Raw genomic sequence first — 16,526 nt, forward strand, 5'->3', positions numbered from 1 at the left:
CGGCTTTTGCACAAGCTGCGAGTTTGCCGTTAACCTTTGCGTGCCGGATTGGGGCAGCGTGCTGCATCGAGATCTTGCAACGGGAAGACCGCTATAGAAACGGGCCGTTTTGCAGGCCCGTTCGTCCAAGCGCGGATCTGTCTCAACGTAAAGACAAACGATCAGGCGACGTACTGGCCGCCATTGGCTGATATGGTCGAGCCGGTGATGAAACCGGCATCGTCGGAAGCGAGGAAGACGACGCAGCGCGCGATCTCCTCCGGCTCGCCGAGACGACCGACCGGGATGTGCGGGATGACGCGCTCGTTGAGGACCTTCTCGTCCATTGCCTTGACCATCTCGGTGGCGATGTAGCCGGGGCAAATGACGTTGACGGTGATGCCGGCGCGCGCGCCTTCCTGGGCCAGTGCCTTGGTGAAGCCGATATCGCCGGCCTTCGAGGCCGAATAATTGACCTGGCCGACCTGGCCTTTCTGGCCGTTGATCGAGGAGATGGTGATGATGCGACCGAACTTGCGGTCGCGCATGCCGCCCCACAATGGATGCGTCATGTTGAAGACGCCGGAAAGGTTGGTGTCGAGGACCTCTTTCCATTGCTCGCGGGTCATCTTGTGGAACATCGCGTCGCGAGTGATGCCGGCATTGTTGACCAGCACCGAGACGGGACCGAGATCGGCTTCGATCTGTTTGATGCCGGCGGCGCAGGCCTCGTAGTCGGCGACCGACCATTTATAGACCGGGATGCCGGTCGCGGCCTTGAACTTTGCCGCCGCTTCTTCATTGCCGGCGTAGTTTGCGGCGACCGAATAGCCGGCGCTTTTCAAGGCGACCGATATCGCCGCGCCGATGCCGCGCGACCCGCCTGTGACGATTGCAACCTTTGTCATATGTCCTCCCGGGAAATGCAGATGACTGAGCGTTGAAGCGGTGGGGTTTGCCCCCTATTCCCTACTCGCTTTGCGCCAGCATCCTATTCGTATCGCTTATCTCATCACAATGCTTCCACGCACATGGCAACACCCATGCCGCCGCCGATGCACAGCGTGGCAAGGCCTTTCTTGGCACTTCTGCGGCGCATCTCGTAGACCAGCGTGTTGAAGATGCGGGCGCCCGAGGCGCCGACCGGATGGCCGATGGCGATGGCGCCGCCATTGACGTTGACGATGGCCGGATCCCAGCCCATGTCCTTGTTGACGGCGCAGGCCTGCGCGGCAAAGGCCTCGTTGGCTTCGACCAGATCGAGGTCGCCAACCGACCAGCCGGCCTTGGCCAGCGCCTTGCGCGAGGAGGGGATCGGTCCCGTCCCCATGATCTGCGGGTCGACACCGGCGGTCGCCCAGGAAACGATACGCACCAGCGGTGTGATGCCGCGCCTTGCGGCTTCCGCTTCGGTCATCAGCACCACGGCGGCGGCGCCGTCGTTGATGCCGGAAGCATTGGCAGCCGTCACCGTGCCTTCCTTGTCGAAGGCGGGCTTGAGCTTGGTCATGGCATCGATTGTCGCGCCGTGGCGGATGTATTCATCCTGGTCGACTACGGTGTCGCCCTTCCTGCCCTTGACTGTAAAGGCAACGATCTCGTCCTTGAATTTCCCGGCTTTCTGCGCGGCCTCGGCCTTGTTCTGGGAAGCCAGTGCGAACTGGTCCTGGTCGTCGCGGGTGATCTGAAACTGGCGGGCGACGTTCTCAGCGGTGTTGCCCATATGATAGCCGTAGAAGGCATCGGTCAGGCCGTCCTTGATCATGGTGTCGATCAGCTTGAAGTCGCCCATCTTGACGCCACCGCGCAGATGTTGCGCATGCGGAGCCATCGACATCGATTCCTGGCCGCCGGCAACGATGATTTTTGCATCGCCCTGGGCGATCTGCTGCATGCCGAGCGCGATAGCGCGCAAGCCCGAGCCGCAGAGCTGGTTCAGGCCCCAGGAGGTCGCCTCCTGCGGTACGCCGGCAGCCATTGCCGCCTGCCGCGCCGGGTTCTGCCCTTGAGCCGCGGTCAGAATCTGGCCGAGAATGACCTCGTCCACCTCCTTGCCGTCGACGCCGGCACGGACCAGCGCTTCCCTGACGGCGACGGCACCCAATTCATGGGCTGGGGTGTTGGCGAAGGCGCCGTTGAAGGAGCCGACGGGCGTGCGCGCTGCACTGGCGACAACGATGGCGTTGGAAGCGGACATGTTCTTCTCCAGGCTTTCGGGGAATGATTTCGGGTGCCGTCGGGGACTTTTCTTGCCCTTTCCACAACCCGAGTCAAACCCGAAATGGGCATGGCGTCCCACTCCCGCAAGTATGCCGCCCGTCGCTGCAACGGCGGCCCGTCCGTGCTGCGCAGCATAAAATGTTCCCGCACTGCACAAACTGCTTGGATTCATGACGCTTTTGCGCATATCCTTTAAAAAGGCGCAATCGTTACCGGCGGCTTACTTAAGCTGCCCGGTGTCCGGGGAGGATGCAGATGGCCGCAAAAGACGAACCTATTGTTATCAAGAAATATGCCAATCGCCGTCTCTACAATACGGGCACCAGCACCTATGTGACGCTCGAGGATCTCGCTGAAATGGTCAAAAGAGGCGAGGACTTTACTGTCCAGGACGCCAAGACCGGTGACGACATCACGCATCCGGTACTGACCCAGATCATCTTCGAGCTGGAGAACAAGGACGGGCAGAACATGCTGCCGATCCCGTTCCTGCGTCAGCTCATCGCCTATTACGGCGACCAGATGCAGATGATCGTGCCGAGCTTTCTCGAACAGTCGATGCTGGCCTTCTCGAAGGAGCAGGAGCGCTTTCGCGAGCAGATGAAAGATGCGCTCGGCAAGTCGCCGATGGACATGATGAAGATCGCTACGCCGATCAAGGTGCTGGAGGAGCAGACGCGGCGCAACATGGAAATGTTCCAGAACGCCATGCGGCTGTTCACGCCGTTCCCGCCCGCGGGCTCGGCGCCGGCAGCAGCGCCGGCCGAACCGGCCAGGAAGGAAACGCCGGAAAAACCCGACGACCTTCAGGAGCTGAAGGAGCAGATCGCCGCGATGCAGCGCAAGCTCGACACGATGTCCTGACTGCCGGCTGGCGAAGTGCAGCGTCGGACCTTCCTTCAGGTGCTGCTGAGACTTCGCAAGCAGCGCGGCTAGACTAGAGCTGCTCCGGCAGCGGTCCCTGGTAGCGGGCGCGTGGCCGGATCAGGCCGTTGCTCGTCACCTGCTCCACGGCATGCGCGGCCCAGCCGACGCTGCGGCCGAGCGCGAACAGGCGGAACGGCGTATCGGACGGCAAACGGAGACCGCGCGTCAGCGCGGCCAAAGCGAAATCGACGTTCGGGCGCATGCCCGTTGCCGCAAAGGCCGCATCGCAAAGCCGTAACAGCCCATCATCGACATCTATCGCGGCCAGCAACGGTTCCGCACGCGGATCGCCGTCGGGATAAAGCGGATGGCCAAATCCGGGCAGCGGCCTGTCGTGACCGAGCCAGCGTCCGACAGCCGCGTCCGGCCCCAATCTCTGCGCATCTTCCGCCAGCATCATGACCGCCTCCGCGGCGCCGCCATGACGCGGCCCGGAGAGCGTGGCGAGGCCGGCAAGCAGGCAGGCCGAAACAGGTGCGCCGGTGGACGCGGCGACCCGTGCGGCGAAGGTCGATGCGTTCAATTCGTGATCGGCCAACAGTACCAGTGAGCGGCGGATCAAGTCTGCGCCGGCCGCATCGAGCGACCATCCCCGCGCCAGCCTTTCGTGCACGGCACCAGTTCCGGGAATCGCGCCGAGCGCCTGGGCCAAAGCGGCGATGGCGCCGGCCGCATCGTGGTTGAGCGAAGCCGATCTTCGGCCGAGCGAAGGCCGGCCGTTGGCCGCCAACGCGGCCAATTCCGCGAAGGCAGCCGGCCGGCCAGTTGCGCCGTTGCCATGGCGGCTCGCCGAGACGAACGACACCGGTGCGTCAGATGCCCAAAGCAGGTTTGCCGTCTGCTCCAGCGTGGCAGCCTCGCAGAGAGCAACCGCATCCTGGCCGCGATAGACAAGGCGGCCATGCAAAACGGTCGAGATCGTGGTGGCGATCGCCGGCTCACCCCAGGCAATTGCACTTTCGGCGATTGCCTGCGGATTTCGGCCACGAGCCCGGCGACTCGCCAGCGCCGCGATGTCGTCGGCGCGATACTGGCTGCGGCGTGGATCCGCCCGGTCCGGCCGCACGCCGATGCGCCCGCGGCTGACATAGGCATAGAGGGTCTGGGCTCGCACCTTGAGACGCTTCAGGGCTTCGTCCCGCGTCAGCCACTCCGTCATGTCAGCCTTGTCATGTTGATTCCATTGATCAAGATTGATGGTCCAGTCACCAACCCTTATCTACCACCCGGAAAGGGTCAAGGAGAAAACCGATGGCGAATGGGCTCGATGATGTTGTGGCGGCGGAAACGGTGCTCTCCGATGTCGACGGTCTTGGTGGCCGCCTGACCATCCGGGGCCATTCGTTGCCCGAACTGGCAGGTCGCTGGAAATACGCCGAGGTGGTTCATCTGCTGTTCGACGGCTTTTTCGACGATCTTCCCGACGGCAGGGAGCTGGCGAACGCGATCGGTCGGGCGCGCAGCGAAGTGTTCGAGCAGATCAAACCCTTGCTGCCGTTTCTCACATCCGTCGATATCTACAGCGCGATGCGCGCCGGTATTGCCCTGCTGCCGGATGGTGACAAATTGTCGGACGCGCTGCGGCTGGTTGCGGCACCTGCCGTGCTGACGCCGGCCTTGCTGCGCTTGCAGCGCGGCGAACGCCCGATTGCGCCCGATAGCAAGGCCGATCATGCCGCCGACATGCTGCGGATGCTGACCGGCATTGCGGCCTCGCCTAAATTGGCGAAGGCGCTCGATGCCTATTTCGTGACGGTTTGCGACCATGGCCTCAACGCATCGACCTTCGCCGCGCGCGTGGTCTCTTCAACGCAGGCCGGGCTTACTTCGGCGGTGCTGGCCGGGCTCGGAGCGCTCAAGGGGCCGCTGCATGGCGGCGCGCCAGGTCCGGTGATCGAGATGCTGGATGCGATCGAGGCGCATGGCGACGCCGCCGGCTGGCTGCGTAGCGAGATCGCGCGTGGCCGCCGCATCATGGGCTTCGGGCATCGCATCTATCGCGTGCGCGATCCGCGTGCCGACGTGCTGAAAGCGGTGGTGCGCCAGCTCGGCGCCAGGGGCGAAAGCGGCCACCGGCTGGCCTTTGCCGAAAGCGTGGAGCAGGCGGCGCTCGAAGTGCTCCGCATCGCCAAGCCGTCGCGCTCGCTCCAGACCAATGTCGAGTTCTTCACAGCGCTCCTGCTGGAAGCGGCGGGCTTTCCGAAAGAGGCGTTCACCAACGTCTTTGCTGCCGGGCGCGTCGCCGGCTGGATTGCCCATGCGCGCGAGCAGCAGACGAGCGGACGGCTGATCCGGCCGCAGTCGCGCTATATCGGGCCGGTGCCGGACCTCGTCGCCTGAGGATTTTTCCCTCGCATACTTGCGAAAACCGGTCGCAACAGCCGGTGCCGAACACCTCTCTCGTCGGGACGAGAGAGGTCTACATGACAAAAATTTCATGTCATTGCTCCACACATCCGCTGTTCTTGGGTGACAGAGAGCCTATATGTTGCAGTGCAGCATGGTTCACGGGAGCCCGCCTCGAAAGGAATAAAGCCGCCTTGACCGCCAGAAAAACCGCCATCGTCACCGGTTCCACCTCGGGCATCGGCCTGGCCATTGCCCACGCGCTCGCGGCCGAAGGCTGCAACGTCGTCGTCAATTCCTTTTCCGACACCGCCGACGATCACGCCATCGCCGACGCGATCGCGAAGCACCACGTGGTGAAGACCGTCTACGTCAAGGCCGACATGTCGAAGCCGGCCGAGTGCCGGGCTTTGGTGGCGAAGGCAGCCGAGGCATTCGGCTCGGTCGACATCCTGGTCAACAACGCCGGCATCCAGCATGTCGCGCCGGTCGAAAGCTTCCCGATCGAGAAATGGGATGCGATCATCGCCATCAACCTGTCATCGGCCTTCCACACCATCGCAGCCGCCATCCCGTTGATGAAACAGGCCGGTGGCGGCCGGATCGTCAACGTCGCCTCGGCCCACGGCCTTGTCGCTTCGCCGTTCAAGTCGGCCTATGTCTCGGCCAAGCATGGCATTATGGGCTTGACCAAGACTGTCGCCCTGGAGCTGGCGCGCGACAAGATCACCTGTAATGCCATTTGTCCGGGCTATGTGCTGACGCCGCTGGTCGAGGCGCAGATCCCCGACCAGATGAAGGCCAACAAGATGGACCGCGAGACGGTGGTCCGTGAGGTCATGCTCGACAGGCAGCCTACCAAGGAGTTCGTCACCGTCGAGCAGGTTGCGGCGGCCGCGGTGTTCCTATGCTCGGATGCGGCGGCGCAGATCAACGGCACGCACATCTCTGTCGACGGCGGCTGGACCGCTTAGTGAGGCTTCCAGCGGTCAAGGGCCACGCCATGCCGAAAAACGGCAAGGCGGAAGAGCCAAAGAAGATCAATGTCGCGCTGCAAGGCGGCGGCTCGCACGGGGCGTTTTCCTGGGGCGTGCTCGATCGGCTGCTCGAGGACGGGCGCCTCGACATAACGGCGGTTTCGGGCACCAGCGCCGGCGCCATGAATGCCGTGGCGCTGGCCGACGGCTTTGTCCGCGGCGGTGTCGAGGGCGCGCGGCGGAAGCTCGACGATTTCTGGCGTGCGGTGGCGGCAAAGGGCCGCTTCAGCCCGGTACAGCGCATGCCCTGGGACGTCGCCTGGGGCAATTGGTCGATCGAGAACACGCCCGGCTATTTCCTGTTCGATACGATGTCTCGGGTATTTTCGCCCTATGTCGCCAATCCGCTCGCCATCAATCCGCTGCGCGACGTGGTCGAACGTGAGATCGATTTCGACAATGTGCGCGCCTGCAAGTCGATGGAACTGTTCATTTCCGCTACCAATGTCGAGACCGGCCAGTTGCGGGTCTTCTCGGACGGCGAGATCGACCTCGACACAGTGATGGCGTCGGCCTGCTTGCCGCAATTGTTCCGTGCCGTCGAGATCAAGGGCGTGCCCTATTGGGATGGCGGTTATGGCGGCAACCCGGCACTGTTCCCGTTCTTCAAGACGGCGGCCACCGAGGACGTGCTTTTGGTGCAGATCAATCCGGTGGTCCGCGAGGGAACGCCGAAGAGCGCCAATGAGATCCAGAACCGCATCGACGAGATCACCTTCAACGCCGGGCTGTTGCGCGAATTCCGCTCGATCGCCTTCGTCAAGGAACTGATCGCCGCCGGCCGATTGCCGCACGGCGAATATCGCGACATCCGCATGCACCGCATCGATGCCGACGAAGCGTTCAAGGATCTGTCGGCATCGTCCAAGGTCAATGCCGAATGGGCGTTCCTTGCCTATCTGCGCGACCTCGGCCGCACCGCAGCCAGTGATTGGCTGGAAGAAAATTATGACGCCGTCGGCAAGCGGCCGACGATCGATCTGTCCGGCGAACTCGACGACGGCTTGAAGCCTTTGCGCGGGCCGGCGCCGGGTCGGCGGGTCAAGGAGTTTCTTGCGGCGCGCAAGCAGCCCTAGGCCGCCCGCCGTCCGGCCTAGCTGCTTCGCAAAGCAGATGGCATTCGCAATCTGTCCAATCATCCTGACACTTGCTGCCATGCCGCTGTTTTGGCAATCAACAGCCGATGCTGCGGCCGCATCTTTGCGGACAAAGCAACAATCCATCAACTTTTCTGACTATATTGCGATGCAACTTTGAGGTAGAAGCGCGCTTCGCCGATCACGGCAATTTGAATACGGCCTCGCGCGCACCCATATCGGCGACGCGCCCCAAGTAGAAGATGCGGCCTGGCCGAACCCCGCGCACTGGAAAAAATGACGATGCCGAAATTCAGGTTTCACAAGCTTGCAGCCATTGTTGTGCTCATCGGGTTCGCCGGCTGGATGGCGACAGGCGAGTTCTCGTCCGTCGGCAGCGCGTCCGCCGACAACAAGCCCAAGGCAGGAGAGGTCGAGCAGCCCAAGGCAGCCGACGCAGGCAAGCCCCAAACTGGTAAACAGGGGGCTGCCAAGCCGGGGACCGCCGAGGCGGAACAGCCCAAGGCGCCGTTGCGCACGGTCGCGGTCATAGCCCCGCCGCGGCGCACCTATGCACGCGCTATCCGCATTTCCGGACTGACCGAAGCCGACAAGCGCGCCGTCCTGGCGACACGCGTCGCCGGCGTCATCGACAAGCTGCCGGTCAAGCAGGGCCAGCACGTCAAGACCGGCGACCTGATCCTGATGCTTGCCGCCGAGGAAAAAATCTCGGCGGTCGACAATGCCAAGCAGCTTGTCGTGCAACGTGAGGCAGAGCTGGCTGCGGCCCTGGGGCTGATGAAAACCGGCAATCTGCCCAAGTTGCAGCTCGACACAGCCCGCTCCAACCTGACGCTGGCCAAGTCGCTACTGGACGCAGCGCAAGCCGAACTCGACCGCAACGAGGTGAAGGCGCCCTTCGACGGCGTTATCGACCGGGTACCGGTGGAGCTTGGCAGTTCCGTGATGCAGGGCGGCGAGGTGGCGACCATTCTGAAGCTCGATCCGGTGATCGCCCGCGGCGAAGTCAGCGAACGCGATCTCGGCTATCTGAAGATCGGCGACAAGGCCGATGTGCGTCTGGTCAGCGGCCAGAATGTCGAGGGCACGGTGCGCTACATCAGCCGCGATGCATCTTCGGCAACCCGTACCTTCCGCGTCGAAGTCGCCATCCCCAACGCCGATGGTTCCGTACCGGCCGGCATGACGGCAGAAATTGCGCTCAGCGCCCAGCCGACCGACGCCGTCATGCTGCCGCGCTCGGTGGTGACGCTCGGCGACAAGGGCGATCTCGGCATTCGCGCCGTCGACAAGGACGACAAGGTCGTGTTCTTCCCGATCGACCTGGTCGACGACACGCCGACCGGCCTGGTGCTCGGCGGCATTCCGGCCGACGCCCGCATCATCGTCGCCGGCCAGGAACTGGTGAAGGAAGGCGAAGTGGTCAAGCCGGTCGAAGCCGACCAGGCGACCATCCAAAAGCTGTTGGGCGAAGCGACGACCGGGACGCAGTAATCATGGACATCGTCAAACTTGCAATCAGCAATGCCCGGCTGACCATTTCGGTCCTGGTCTTTCTCATCCTTGCTGGTGCGGTCGCTTACCAGTCGACGCCGAAGGAAGCGGAACCCGACGTTCCGATTCCGATGATGTATGTCAGTCTGATCTACCAGGGCATCTCGCCGGAAGACTCCGAGCGCCTCCTGCTGCGGCCGATGGAAGCCAAGCTGAAGAGCCTGAAAGGCCTCAAGGAGATGCGCTCGGCCGCCTTCCAGGGCGGCGGTTATGTGCTCGTTGAATTCCAGCCACAGACGGATCTCGCCACGGCGCTGCAGGACACGCGCAGCAAGGTGCAGGACGGCAAGGCCGACCTGCCGCAAGCGGCTGAGGAGCCCGTGGTCTCCGAGGTCAACATCTCCGAGTTCCCCGTCCTGGTCGTGACGCTGTCGGGCGAGGTGCCTGAGCGTGTGCTGACGGCGGCGGCGCGCGAGCTGCGCGACCGCATCGAGGAAGTGCCTGGCGTGCTCGAGGGCTCGCTGCAGGGTGCGCGCGACGACCTCGTCGAAGTGGTCATCGATCCGATGAAGCTGTCTTCCTACGGGCTGCAGCTCGACCAGTTGATCGGTGCGGTCGGCGCTTCCAACAGTCTTGTCGCCGCCGGCAACATCGAAGGATCCGAGGGCAAATACGCGGTCAAGGTGCCCTCGCTTATCGAGACACCAGAGGATGTGGCGGCGCTTCCGGTCGTCGCCGGCCCCAATGCGGTGGTGCAGGCCAAGGACATTGCCACCATCCGCTCCACATTCAAGGACGCCGAGACGGTCACCCGCCTCGACGGCAAGCCGGCGATCGCCATCGAGGTGAAGAAGCGCATCGGCTCCAACCTGATCGATACGATTGGCAAGGTCAGGGAGGTGTCCGACGCCTTCATCAAGACGATGCCGGAGGGCATGCACGTCACCTACACGCAAGACAAGTCGGTCTTCGTGAACCAGTTGCTCGGCGACCTGCAGAACCACGTGATGATCGCCGTCATCCTGGTGTTCATCGTCATTCTCTACGCGCTGTCTGGCCGTGCCTCGCTGCTGATCGGATTGGCCATCCCATCATCCTTCCTGATCGGCATCCTGTTGCTGGCAATGATGGGCTACACGATCAACATGATCGTGCTGTTCAGCCTCATCCTGGCGGTCGGCATGCTGGTCGACGACGCCATCATCGTCACCGAATTCGCCGAGCGACGCATGAGCGAGGGCATGCCGAAGGAGCAAGCGTTCGCGCTTGCCGCCAAGCGCATGGCCGGCCCGGTCATCGCGGCGACGATGACGCGCATTGCCGCCTTCTCGCCGCTGTTGTTCTGGCCGGGCATTATCGGCGACTTCATGAAGTACATGCCGATCACGCTGATCGTGACGCTCTCGGCCTCGATGCTCTATGCGCTGGTCTTCGCGCCGACGCTGGGCGCGATATTTGCCAAGGCGCCGGCCCATCACCCCGACGACAATCGCGACGGCTGGTACATGGCCGTGGTCAAGCAGGCGGTGCATTATCCCATCACCGTGCTTGTCCTCACTGTGGCGCTGTTGTTCGGCGTCGGCTACGCCTATTCGAAATTCGGCGCCGGCGTCGAATTCTTCCCGAATGTCGAGCCTGACTACGGCCTGCTCTACGTCCACGCCCGCGGCAATCTTTCGCTTGCCGAAATGGACTCGGCCACCAAGACCGCGGAAAATCGCCTGCTCGGTTGGCCGGGCGTGAAGTCTGTCTATACCCGCGTCGGCAAGACGCAGGGCGGCGGCCAGGATGTTCCGGAAGACGTGGTTGGCGTGATCCAGTACGAATTCGTCGACTGGCGCGAGCGTAAATCGGCGAACTCAATCCTGGACGAACTGCGCGGCGTTATGGCCGGCATTCCCGGTGTTGACGTCGAGGTTCGCGTGCCGGAAGCCGGCCCGCCTACCGGCAAGCCGATCCAGATCAGGCTTTCGGCCGTCGATCCGAAGGGCCTTGACGACAAGGCCCGCGCCGTCGCCGCGCGCATAGCCAAGGTGCCCGGCGTCATCGATATTTCCGACGGCCTGGCGCCGCCCGGCGTCGACTGGGCGCTCGAGGTCGATCGCGCCAAGGCGGCGCAGTACGGCATCAGCCCAACCGCGGTCGGGACGGTCGTGCAATTGGTGACCAACGGGCTGAAGCTCAGCGAGTACCGGCCCGCCGGCGCCGACGATGCAGTCGACATCAGGCTGCGCCTGCCCGAGGATCGGCGCACGCTGTCGACGCTCGACGAACTCAGGGTGCAGACCGCGCAAGGCTCGGTGCCGATCTCGAACTTCGTCGTGCGCAAGCCGGAGCCGACGGTCGGTATCCTCAACCGCATCGACGGTGCGCGAACGGTCGTCGTCCAGGCCAACGTCGCCGCCGGCGCCCAGGTGGCTGCCGTCCAGCAGGAGGTCACCAAAGCTGTCGCCGACATGAACCTCGGCAGCGGCATTCGCTGGAAGCTTGCCGGTTCGAATGAGGACAGCGCGGAGGCTGGTGCCTTCCTCAGCAAAGCCTTCGGTGCGGCGATCTTCCTGATCTTCATCGTGCTTCTGGCGCAGTTCAACAAGTTCACCAGCGTCTGGCTGGTGCTGTCCTGCGTGGTCATGGCGACGATCGGCGTGTTCCTCGGGCTGCTGCTGACGGGAGAGGCATTCGGCATCGTCATGTCGGGCATCGGTGTCATCGCGCTGGCCGGGGTGGTGGTGAACAACAACATCGTGCTGATCGACACCTATGACCGGTTGCGCGAAGAGGGCTGGGACAAATACGAGGCCGTTCTGCAGACCTGCCGCGAGCGTGCCCGCCCGGTGGTGCTGACGGCGGTGTCGGCGATCCTCGGCGTGCTGCCGATCGCCTTCGGCCTCGGCCTCGAAATCTTTCATCACGAGACGACGATCAACGCGCCGTCGACGCAATGGTGGATTTCGCTGTCCTCGGCGATCGTCTTCGGGCTGTCCTTCGCCACCGTGCTGACGCTGGTGGTGACGCCGTCGATGCTGATGGTGTTCACTCGCGCCAAGGTCAAACCCGGTGCGCGTCGGGGCTGGTTCAGCCGCCTGTTCGGGCGTCGCAAGGCCGAAACCCCGTCGAAAGGCCTGGACGCCGATCTGGGCGCCGAACCGGCGATCGCCTTCCCGAAGGCCGCCGAATAGAGTCCGGATCGCGGTCCTGATCAAGCAAGGCCGCCCGGGAACAATGGGCGGCCTTCTGCATTGTTCCGTCATTGCAACCTCAAAGCGAGGATTTTCTGATGACGATCAGCACCATTCTCATCCTTATCCTTATTCTTATTCTGATCGGCGCGGTTCCGGCGTGGCCGCATTCGCGGTCCTGGGGTTACGGACCATCAGGCATCGTCGGCGTCATCCTGATCGTTGTCCTGGTGCTGCTGTTGATGGGCCGGATCTGAGCGCAACCTTCCTCCCCGACCAGCGGCGGATGACCGTGAGGCCATCCGCCTTTTTTTGGTTTGTTGTCAGGCAACTTTTTGCGTCGTTTTGATCGTGGCGATGCCGATATCCTCGAGCGCTTTCGACACTGCATTTTCCAGCGGCGTGTGCGGGATCGTACCGATAACGCTTTCCAGCCTGCCTGAAACCAGCCGGTGCGGCTCGAAGCGGAGATAGGACATCGAAACGATCTCGCGCCACATCGCCACGAACGGGCCGCCGGCACGCAGCACCCACCACGGCATCGACGTCAGTTTCAGCGAGCGCCCGAGCGCCTTCTCCGCGGCCGCCTTGATCTGCAGGTCGGTCACCGCATGGCCGGGAAAGTTCAGCGCCTCGTAGAAGCCGAGTTTGTCGAGATTGTCAGCCAGCCCGACGAAGGCCTTGGCCAGGTCGGGCAGATAGGCCCATTCATGCACGAGATCGACCGGCCCTGGGGCGGTATAGACGCCCTTGGTCATCTTGGCGGCAACAACCAGATCGAACCACGATCCGCTGCCGGTGCCGCCGAAGAAATCACCAGCGCGCAGCAGGATCGTGCGCACCAGACCTGCATCAGCCTCGCGGCGAAACAGATCTTCCATGGCGACGCGGATACGGCCCTTTTCCGTCGTCGGGCGAAACGGCGTGTCTTCGGCGATCACCGCCGGCATCTGCGAGCCGTAATAGTAGACGGTGCCCGGGAAGAGATGCAGCGCGCCGTTCGCCCGGCAGGCAGCCATCACATTCTCGGCCATCGGCAGGCATTTGCTCCAGTCGGTGTAGAGCGGGTTGAGGCCGTTGAAAATGATATCGACGCCTTCGGTCGCGCGGATCAGCGCAGCACGGTCGAGCGCGTCGCCGGCGATCGCCGTGGCGCCTTTGAGCTCGGCCGGCACCTTGCCGCTGCGGGTGATGGCACGGACATCGTAGCCGGCATCGATGAAGGCCTTGGCCACCGTGCGGCCGAGGCGGCCATTGGCGGCGGATTTCCTCTACGAAGAGTTCAAGCGCTATTCAGCCGGTGCAGGCTCGGCAGCGAATTCGGCACGGTGAGCGAGGCCGGCCATCACCAGCACGACGACCAGCAGCCCGGACAGAGCGACGAAGATCGGGCCGAAGCTCGAGTGCTCGGCGATGAAGCCGATCGCCGACGGCGCCACCAGAATGCCTGAGTAACCCATTGTGGTGACGACGCTCATGCCGGTGCCGGACGCCATGCCCTCCTGGTTGCCGCCGGCCGAAAAGATGATCGGCACCATGTTGGCAATGCCGAGGCCGCAAAAGGCAAAGGCGGCAATGGCCAGCCAAGGCGAGGGAGCCAGCCCGGCCACCAGCATGCCGGCAGCAGCGGCAAGGGCCGAGGCGCGCAACGTCGTAACGGCACCGAAACGGTTGCGGACGCCATCGCCGAGGAAGCGCATGACGGCCATGACACCGGAAAAGGCGGCATAGGCCAGGCCTGCGACGGCAAGATCGGCGCCGAGTTCCTGCCGGAGATACAGCGCTGCCCAGTCGAGTACCGCGCCTTCGGAGATCATCGTCAGCAGCGCCATAAGTCCGACCAGATAGACCAGCGGGTTTGCCGGCGGCGCGAATTTGTGGTGCTCGGCGACCGGGTGCTTGTCCTCGGCGATCAGGTAGCGGATCGCAACGGCGATTACGGCAAAGGCAAGAGCCGTCACCACTGTCGCATGGGCGAGGTGACCGTAGTTCTGGAGGGCGAAACCGCCCAAAGCGCCGCCAGCGAAACCGCCAAGGCTCCAGAAGCCGTGCGAGGACGACATGATGGCACGGGACAGCCGCCGTTCGACTGCCACTGCATTGGCATTCATGGCGACGTCCATGCCGCCGATCGAACCGCCGAAGATGAACATGGCGATGGCTGCAAGGGGCACGTTGGGGGCCAGAGCCACAACCAAAAGGCCGAAGCTGCCGGCAAGTCCGAACCAGCGCAGCACCGTGCGCGAGCCATGCTTCGAGATCAGATGGCCGCACCAGGTCATGGCAGTGACGGCGCCGGCACCGAACAACAGAATCAGCAAGCCGAGCGTGAACCTCGAAATGTCGAGTCGCGTCAGGAACACCGGGATCTGCGGCGCCCAACTGCCGGTCAAGAAGCCGTTGGCAAGGAAGATGCCGGCCACTGCCCAGCGTCCACGAATCGCGATCTGCGTGATTTTCTGCGCGTCCATTGGGTAGAATCCGGTCCGGAAATGGCGTTGCGCGGCAAATTAGATCGATTCAATTCACAGTCAAGCGCTCTTCGCCGAAAGTGCTTGGACCAGACGCTACGTCCTCTCGCGTCGGCCAACCATCTCGGCGGTCCACTCCGAAATCCCTACGGCTCGAGATAAGACGCGCCATCCTTGTGCACAAACCGGCCGTCAGCGTTGGTGCTCATCATGTCGATGTCGGAGCAGGTGGCGACGTCGTCGGGCCAGCGCGAACCGACTTCGAGATAGATCGCCATCCCGCCCGATTTATTGATCATGTGATGGCCGTTGCCTGATCCTTTCGGAAAGGCCGCGCAATCACCGGCGCGCAGCACCGTCTCGCCGGCATCTTCGACGAGCGTCAGCTCGCCTTCAAGCACGTAGACGAATTCGTCTTCGTGCGAATGCCAGTGGCGCTGGCTCGACCAGTTGCCCGGCGGCAGGCGCATGAGATTGATGCCGAAGTCGGTGAGCCCGCCTGCGTTGCCTAGCCGCTGGCGCACGCGTTCGGCACAGGGTGCATCGAACGGCGGTGGATAGGATGAGCCCTTGCGTCCGGGCACGTCGGCAACGTCAATCTTAGGCACGGCGTCCTCCCTAGTGATCCCTAGGGCGCCTTGCCTCGAACTCGGCCTTCTTGGCGTCGGAGGCTTCGACCTGGTTCAGTGCCTGCCACTCGGCATAGGGCATGCCGTAGATGATCTCGCGCGACTGTTCCTTGCTGAGTTCGACACCTTCGGCTTGCGCCGCATCGCGGTACCAGTTGGACAGGCAGTTGCGGCAGAAGCCGGCGAGGTTCATCAGGTCGATGTTCTGTACGTCGGAACGCTCGCGCAGATGCGCGACCAGCCGGCGGAAGGCAGCGGCTTCGAAATCGCGCTTTTGTTCGTCGCTGAGTTCGGTCATGTCATGTTGGCCTCCCTTGGGCCTCATCATACCGGCCCGGTGCGAGAGCCGAATATTTTCACCGCATGTATATCGGCACGTCGATCTATCGCGTCAACGACCGGCGCCAGCCGTTCGGCCCAGGCGAGGGCACCCTTGCGGTCGGCGATCAGGTCCTGGCGGACCTCGAGCAGCGCATGGGCAAAGCCGTTGACGATGGCGTGCCTGAACATGGTATCGCCGCGCAGTGCGCCGTCATAGGGTTCGTTGTCGCCGACGATGAGGCTCTTGTCCTCGGCGAGTATGTCGATCAGCGGCCGCGCAACGCGGTCGTCCAGGTCCCACAATATGCCGGCGTGCCACGGCCGCACGAATCCCTGCATGGTCGGTGTGAAGGAATGCACCGAAAAGATGAAGGGTGCCTGCGCGGATGCTCGCGCCACAGAGGCGATCATGGCGCTGACGGCATCATGATAGGGGCGGTAAAAGCGGTCCAGCCGTCTTTCGCGCTCCTCCGGGGCAATGGGATAATTTCCCGGGATGATGGTGCCGTCATAGAGCTGACGAATCAGCGTTGGATCGTCTTCGCCGCGATTGGGGTCGATCAGCAGTCGCGAAAAATTGGCAAGCACGGCCGGAACGCCGAGCAGACTTGCGAGTTCGCGGGTTACAGTCTCGACGCCGATGTCGTAGGCGATGTGGCGGTCGAACTCCGCCGCCGGCAGGCCGAGACTGCCATACTCCTCCGGCAGGTCGCGGCGGGCGTGATCGGCCAGAAGCACCATGCCGCGCTTGCGATCGCCTTCGACGATATCGAAAGGCGCGAAAACTGTGGATCGGGTCATTGGCGGGAAAGGTCTGTTCGCTGGC

General features: G+C 63.3%; 16 protein-coding genes. 8 read left to right on the top strand and 8 right to left on the bottom strand.

Going from position 1 to position 16,526, the window contains the following annotated elements; genetic code table 11:
• Nucleotides 1–161: 161 nt before the first annotated feature.
• Nucleotides 162–887, bottom strand: coding sequence for an acetoacetyl-CoA reductase (gene phbB / locus NKH04_RS02965; RefSeq protein ID WP_352767641.1), 726 nt, complete (start codon nucleotides 885–887; stop codon nucleotides 162–164).
• 104 nt (nucleotides 888–991) lie between these two features.
• Nucleotides 992–2,176 carry an acetyl-CoA C-acetyltransferase gene (locus tag NKH04_RS02970; protein ID WP_352452508.1) on the bottom strand — a complete coding sequence of 395 codons (1,185 nt, stop codon included), beginning with the start codon at nucleotides 2,174–2,176 and terminating at the stop codon, nucleotides 992–994.
• 278 nt (nucleotides 2,177–2,454) lie between these two features.
• Between NKH04_RS02970 and phaR the strand changes: the two genes are divergently transcribed.
• The gene (gene phaR, locus NKH04_RS02975) at nucleotides 2,455–3,063 is read left to right on the top strand and encodes a polyhydroxyalkanoate synthesis repressor PhaR (RefSeq protein WP_023678449.1); all 609 of its coding nucleotides are present in this window, start codon (nucleotides 2,455–2,457) and stop codon (nucleotides 3,061–3,063) included.
• A 73-nt stretch (nucleotides 3,064–3,136) separates the two neighbouring features.
• On the opposite strand, the gene NKH04_RS02980 is transcribed toward phaR, so the two are convergent.
• The gene (locus tag NKH04_RS02980) at nucleotides 3,137–4,285 is read right to left on the bottom strand and encodes a citrate/2-methylcitrate synthase (protein WP_352849960.1); all 1,149 of its coding nucleotides are present in this window, start codon (nucleotides 4,283–4,285) and stop codon (nucleotides 3,137–3,139) included.
• 92 nt (nucleotides 4,286–4,377) lie between these two features.
• On the opposite strand from NKH04_RS02980, the gene NKH04_RS02985 reads away from it, so the two are divergent.
• The 7 genes from NKH04_RS02985 (at nucleotide 4,378) to NKH04_RS03015 (ending at nucleotide 12,536) form a co-directional block, all read left to right on the top strand.
• Nucleotides 4,378–5,466, top strand: coding sequence for a citrate synthase/methylcitrate synthase (locus tag NKH04_RS02985; protein ID WP_352452506.1), 1,089 nt, complete (start codon nucleotides 4,378–4,380; stop codon nucleotides 5,464–5,466).
• A 200-nt stretch (nucleotides 5,467–5,666) separates the two neighbouring features.
• Nucleotides 5,667–6,446 carry a 3-hydroxybutyrate dehydrogenase gene (locus tag NKH04_RS02990; protein WP_352831359.1) on the top strand — a complete coding sequence of 260 codons (780 nt, stop codon included), beginning with the start codon at nucleotides 5,667–5,669 and terminating at the stop codon, nucleotides 6,444–6,446.
• A 29-nt stretch (nucleotides 6,447–6,475) separates the two neighbouring features.
• The gene (locus NKH04_RS02995) at nucleotides 6,476–7,585 is read left to right on the top strand and encodes a patatin-like phospholipase family protein (protein ID WP_352817817.1); all 1,110 of its coding nucleotides are present in this window, start codon (nucleotides 6,476–6,478) and stop codon (nucleotides 7,583–7,585) included.
• 37 nt (nucleotides 7,586–7,622) lie between these two features.
• Complete coding sequence (locus NKH04_RS03000; RefSeq protein ID WP_352452504.1) at nucleotides 7,623–7,766, top strand: hypothetical protein; 144 nt, start codon at nucleotides 7,623–7,625, stop codon at nucleotides 7,764–7,766.
• Between the two features lie 122 nt (nucleotides 7,767–7,888).
• Nucleotides 7,889–9,100, top strand: a complete 1,212-nt coding sequence (locus tag NKH04_RS03005) for an efflux RND transporter periplasmic adaptor subunit (protein WP_352817707.1) — start codon at nucleotides 7,889–7,891, stop codon at nucleotides 9,098–9,100.
• Nucleotides 9,101–9,102: 2 nt separating this feature from the next.
• Entirely contained in the window at nucleotides 9,103–12,279 is a 3,177-nt protein-coding gene (locus NKH04_RS03010; protein WP_352831361.1) for an efflux RND transporter permease subunit, read from the top strand.
• Between the two features lie 98 nt (nucleotides 12,280–12,377).
• Nucleotides 12,378–12,536: a DUF3309 family protein gene (locus NKH04_RS03015; RefSeq protein WP_353044015.1), complete on the top strand. Its 159-nt coding sequence runs from the start codon at nucleotides 12,378–12,380 to the stop codon at nucleotides 12,534–12,536.
• A gap of 66 nt (nucleotides 12,537–12,602) precedes the next feature.
• On the opposite strand, the gene NKH04_RS03020 is transcribed toward NKH04_RS03015, so the two are convergent.
• The 5 genes from NKH04_RS03020 to NKH04_RS03040 form a co-directional block, all read right to left on the bottom strand.
• The gene (locus tag NKH04_RS03020; protein ID WP_352817712.1) at nucleotides 12,603–13,514 is read right to left on the bottom strand and encodes an SDR family oxidoreductase; all 912 of its coding nucleotides are present in this window, start codon (nucleotides 13,512–13,514) and stop codon (nucleotides 12,603–12,605) included.
• Between the two features lie 54 nt (nucleotides 13,515–13,568).
• Entirely contained in the window at nucleotides 13,569–14,750 is a 1,182-nt protein-coding gene (locus NKH04_RS03025) for an MFS transporter (protein WP_353044016.1), read from the bottom strand.
• 146 nt (nucleotides 14,751–14,896) lie between these two features.
• Entirely contained in the window at nucleotides 14,897–15,358 is a 462-nt protein-coding gene (locus NKH04_RS03030; protein WP_352831365.1) for a cupin domain-containing protein, read from the bottom strand.
• Nucleotides 15,359–15,368: 10 nt separating this feature from the next.
• A complete protein-coding gene (locus NKH04_RS03035) occupies nucleotides 15,369–15,677 on the bottom strand; it encodes a DUF1244 domain-containing protein (protein WP_292663476.1) in 309 nt (102 codons plus the stop codon).
• 26 nt (nucleotides 15,678–15,703) lie between these two features.
• Nucleotides 15,704–16,501 (bottom strand): N-formylglutamate amidohydrolase, encoded by a 798-nt coding sequence (locus tag NKH04_RS03040; RefSeq protein WP_352831367.1) that lies wholly within the window; start codon nucleotides 16,499–16,501, stop codon nucleotides 15,704–15,706.
• Between the last annotated feature and the right edge of the window lie 25 nt (nucleotides 16,502–16,526).

This window comes from Mesorhizobium sp. M1365 (genome assembly GCF_040317865.1).
Lineage (GTDB): Bacteria > Pseudomonadota > Alphaproteobacteria > Rhizobiales > Rhizobiaceae > Mesorhizobium.

Coding starts and splice junctions, on each gene's coding strand:
- NKH04_RS03005 (WP_352817707.1), top strand. CDS start 7,889: ATGCCGAAATTCAGGTTTCACAAGCTTGCAGCCATTGTTGTGCTCATC.
- NKH04_RS03000 (WP_352452504.1), top strand. CDS start 7,623: ATGGCATTCGCAATCTGTCCAATCATCCTGACACTTGCTGCCATGCCG.
- NKH04_RS03010 (WP_352831361.1), top strand. CDS start 9,103: ATGGACATCGTCAAACTTGCAATCAGCAATGCCCGGCTGACCATTTCG.
- NKH04_RS03035 (WP_292663476.1), bottom strand. CDS start 15,677: ATGACCGAACTCAGCGACGAACAAAAGCGCGATTTCGAAGCCGCTGCC.
- NKH04_RS03025 (WP_353044016.1), bottom strand. CDS start 14,750: ATGGACGCGCAGAAAATCACGCAGATCGCGATTCGTGGACGCTGGGCA.
- NKH04_RS03040 (WP_352831367.1), bottom strand. CDS start 16,501: ATGACCCGATCCACAGTTTTCGCGCCTTTCGATATCGTCGAAGGCGAT.
- NKH04_RS02980 (WP_352849960.1), bottom strand. CDS start 4,285: ATGACGGAGTGGCTGACGCGGGACGAAGCCCTGAAGCGTCTCAAGGTG.
- NKH04_RS03015 (WP_353044015.1), top strand. CDS start 12,378: ATGACGATCAGCACCATTCTCATCCTTATCCTTATTCTTATTCTGATC.
- NKH04_RS02985 (WP_352452506.1), top strand. CDS start 4,378: ATGGCGAATGGGCTCGATGATGTTGTGGCGGCGGAAACGGTGCTCTCC.
- NKH04_RS02970 (WP_352452508.1), bottom strand. CDS start 2,176: ATGTCCGCTTCCAACGCCATCGTTGTCGCCAGTGCAGCGCGCACGCCC.
- phaR (WP_023678449.1), top strand. CDS start 2,455: ATGGCCGCAAAAGACGAACCTATTGTTATCAAGAAATATGCCAATCGC.
- phbB (WP_352767641.1), bottom strand. CDS start 887: ATGACAAAGGTTGCAATCGTCACAGGCGGGTCGCGCGGCATCGGCGCG.
- NKH04_RS02995 (WP_352817817.1), top strand. CDS start 6,476: ATGCCGAAAAACGGCAAGGCGGAAGAGCCAAAGAAGATCAATGTCGCG.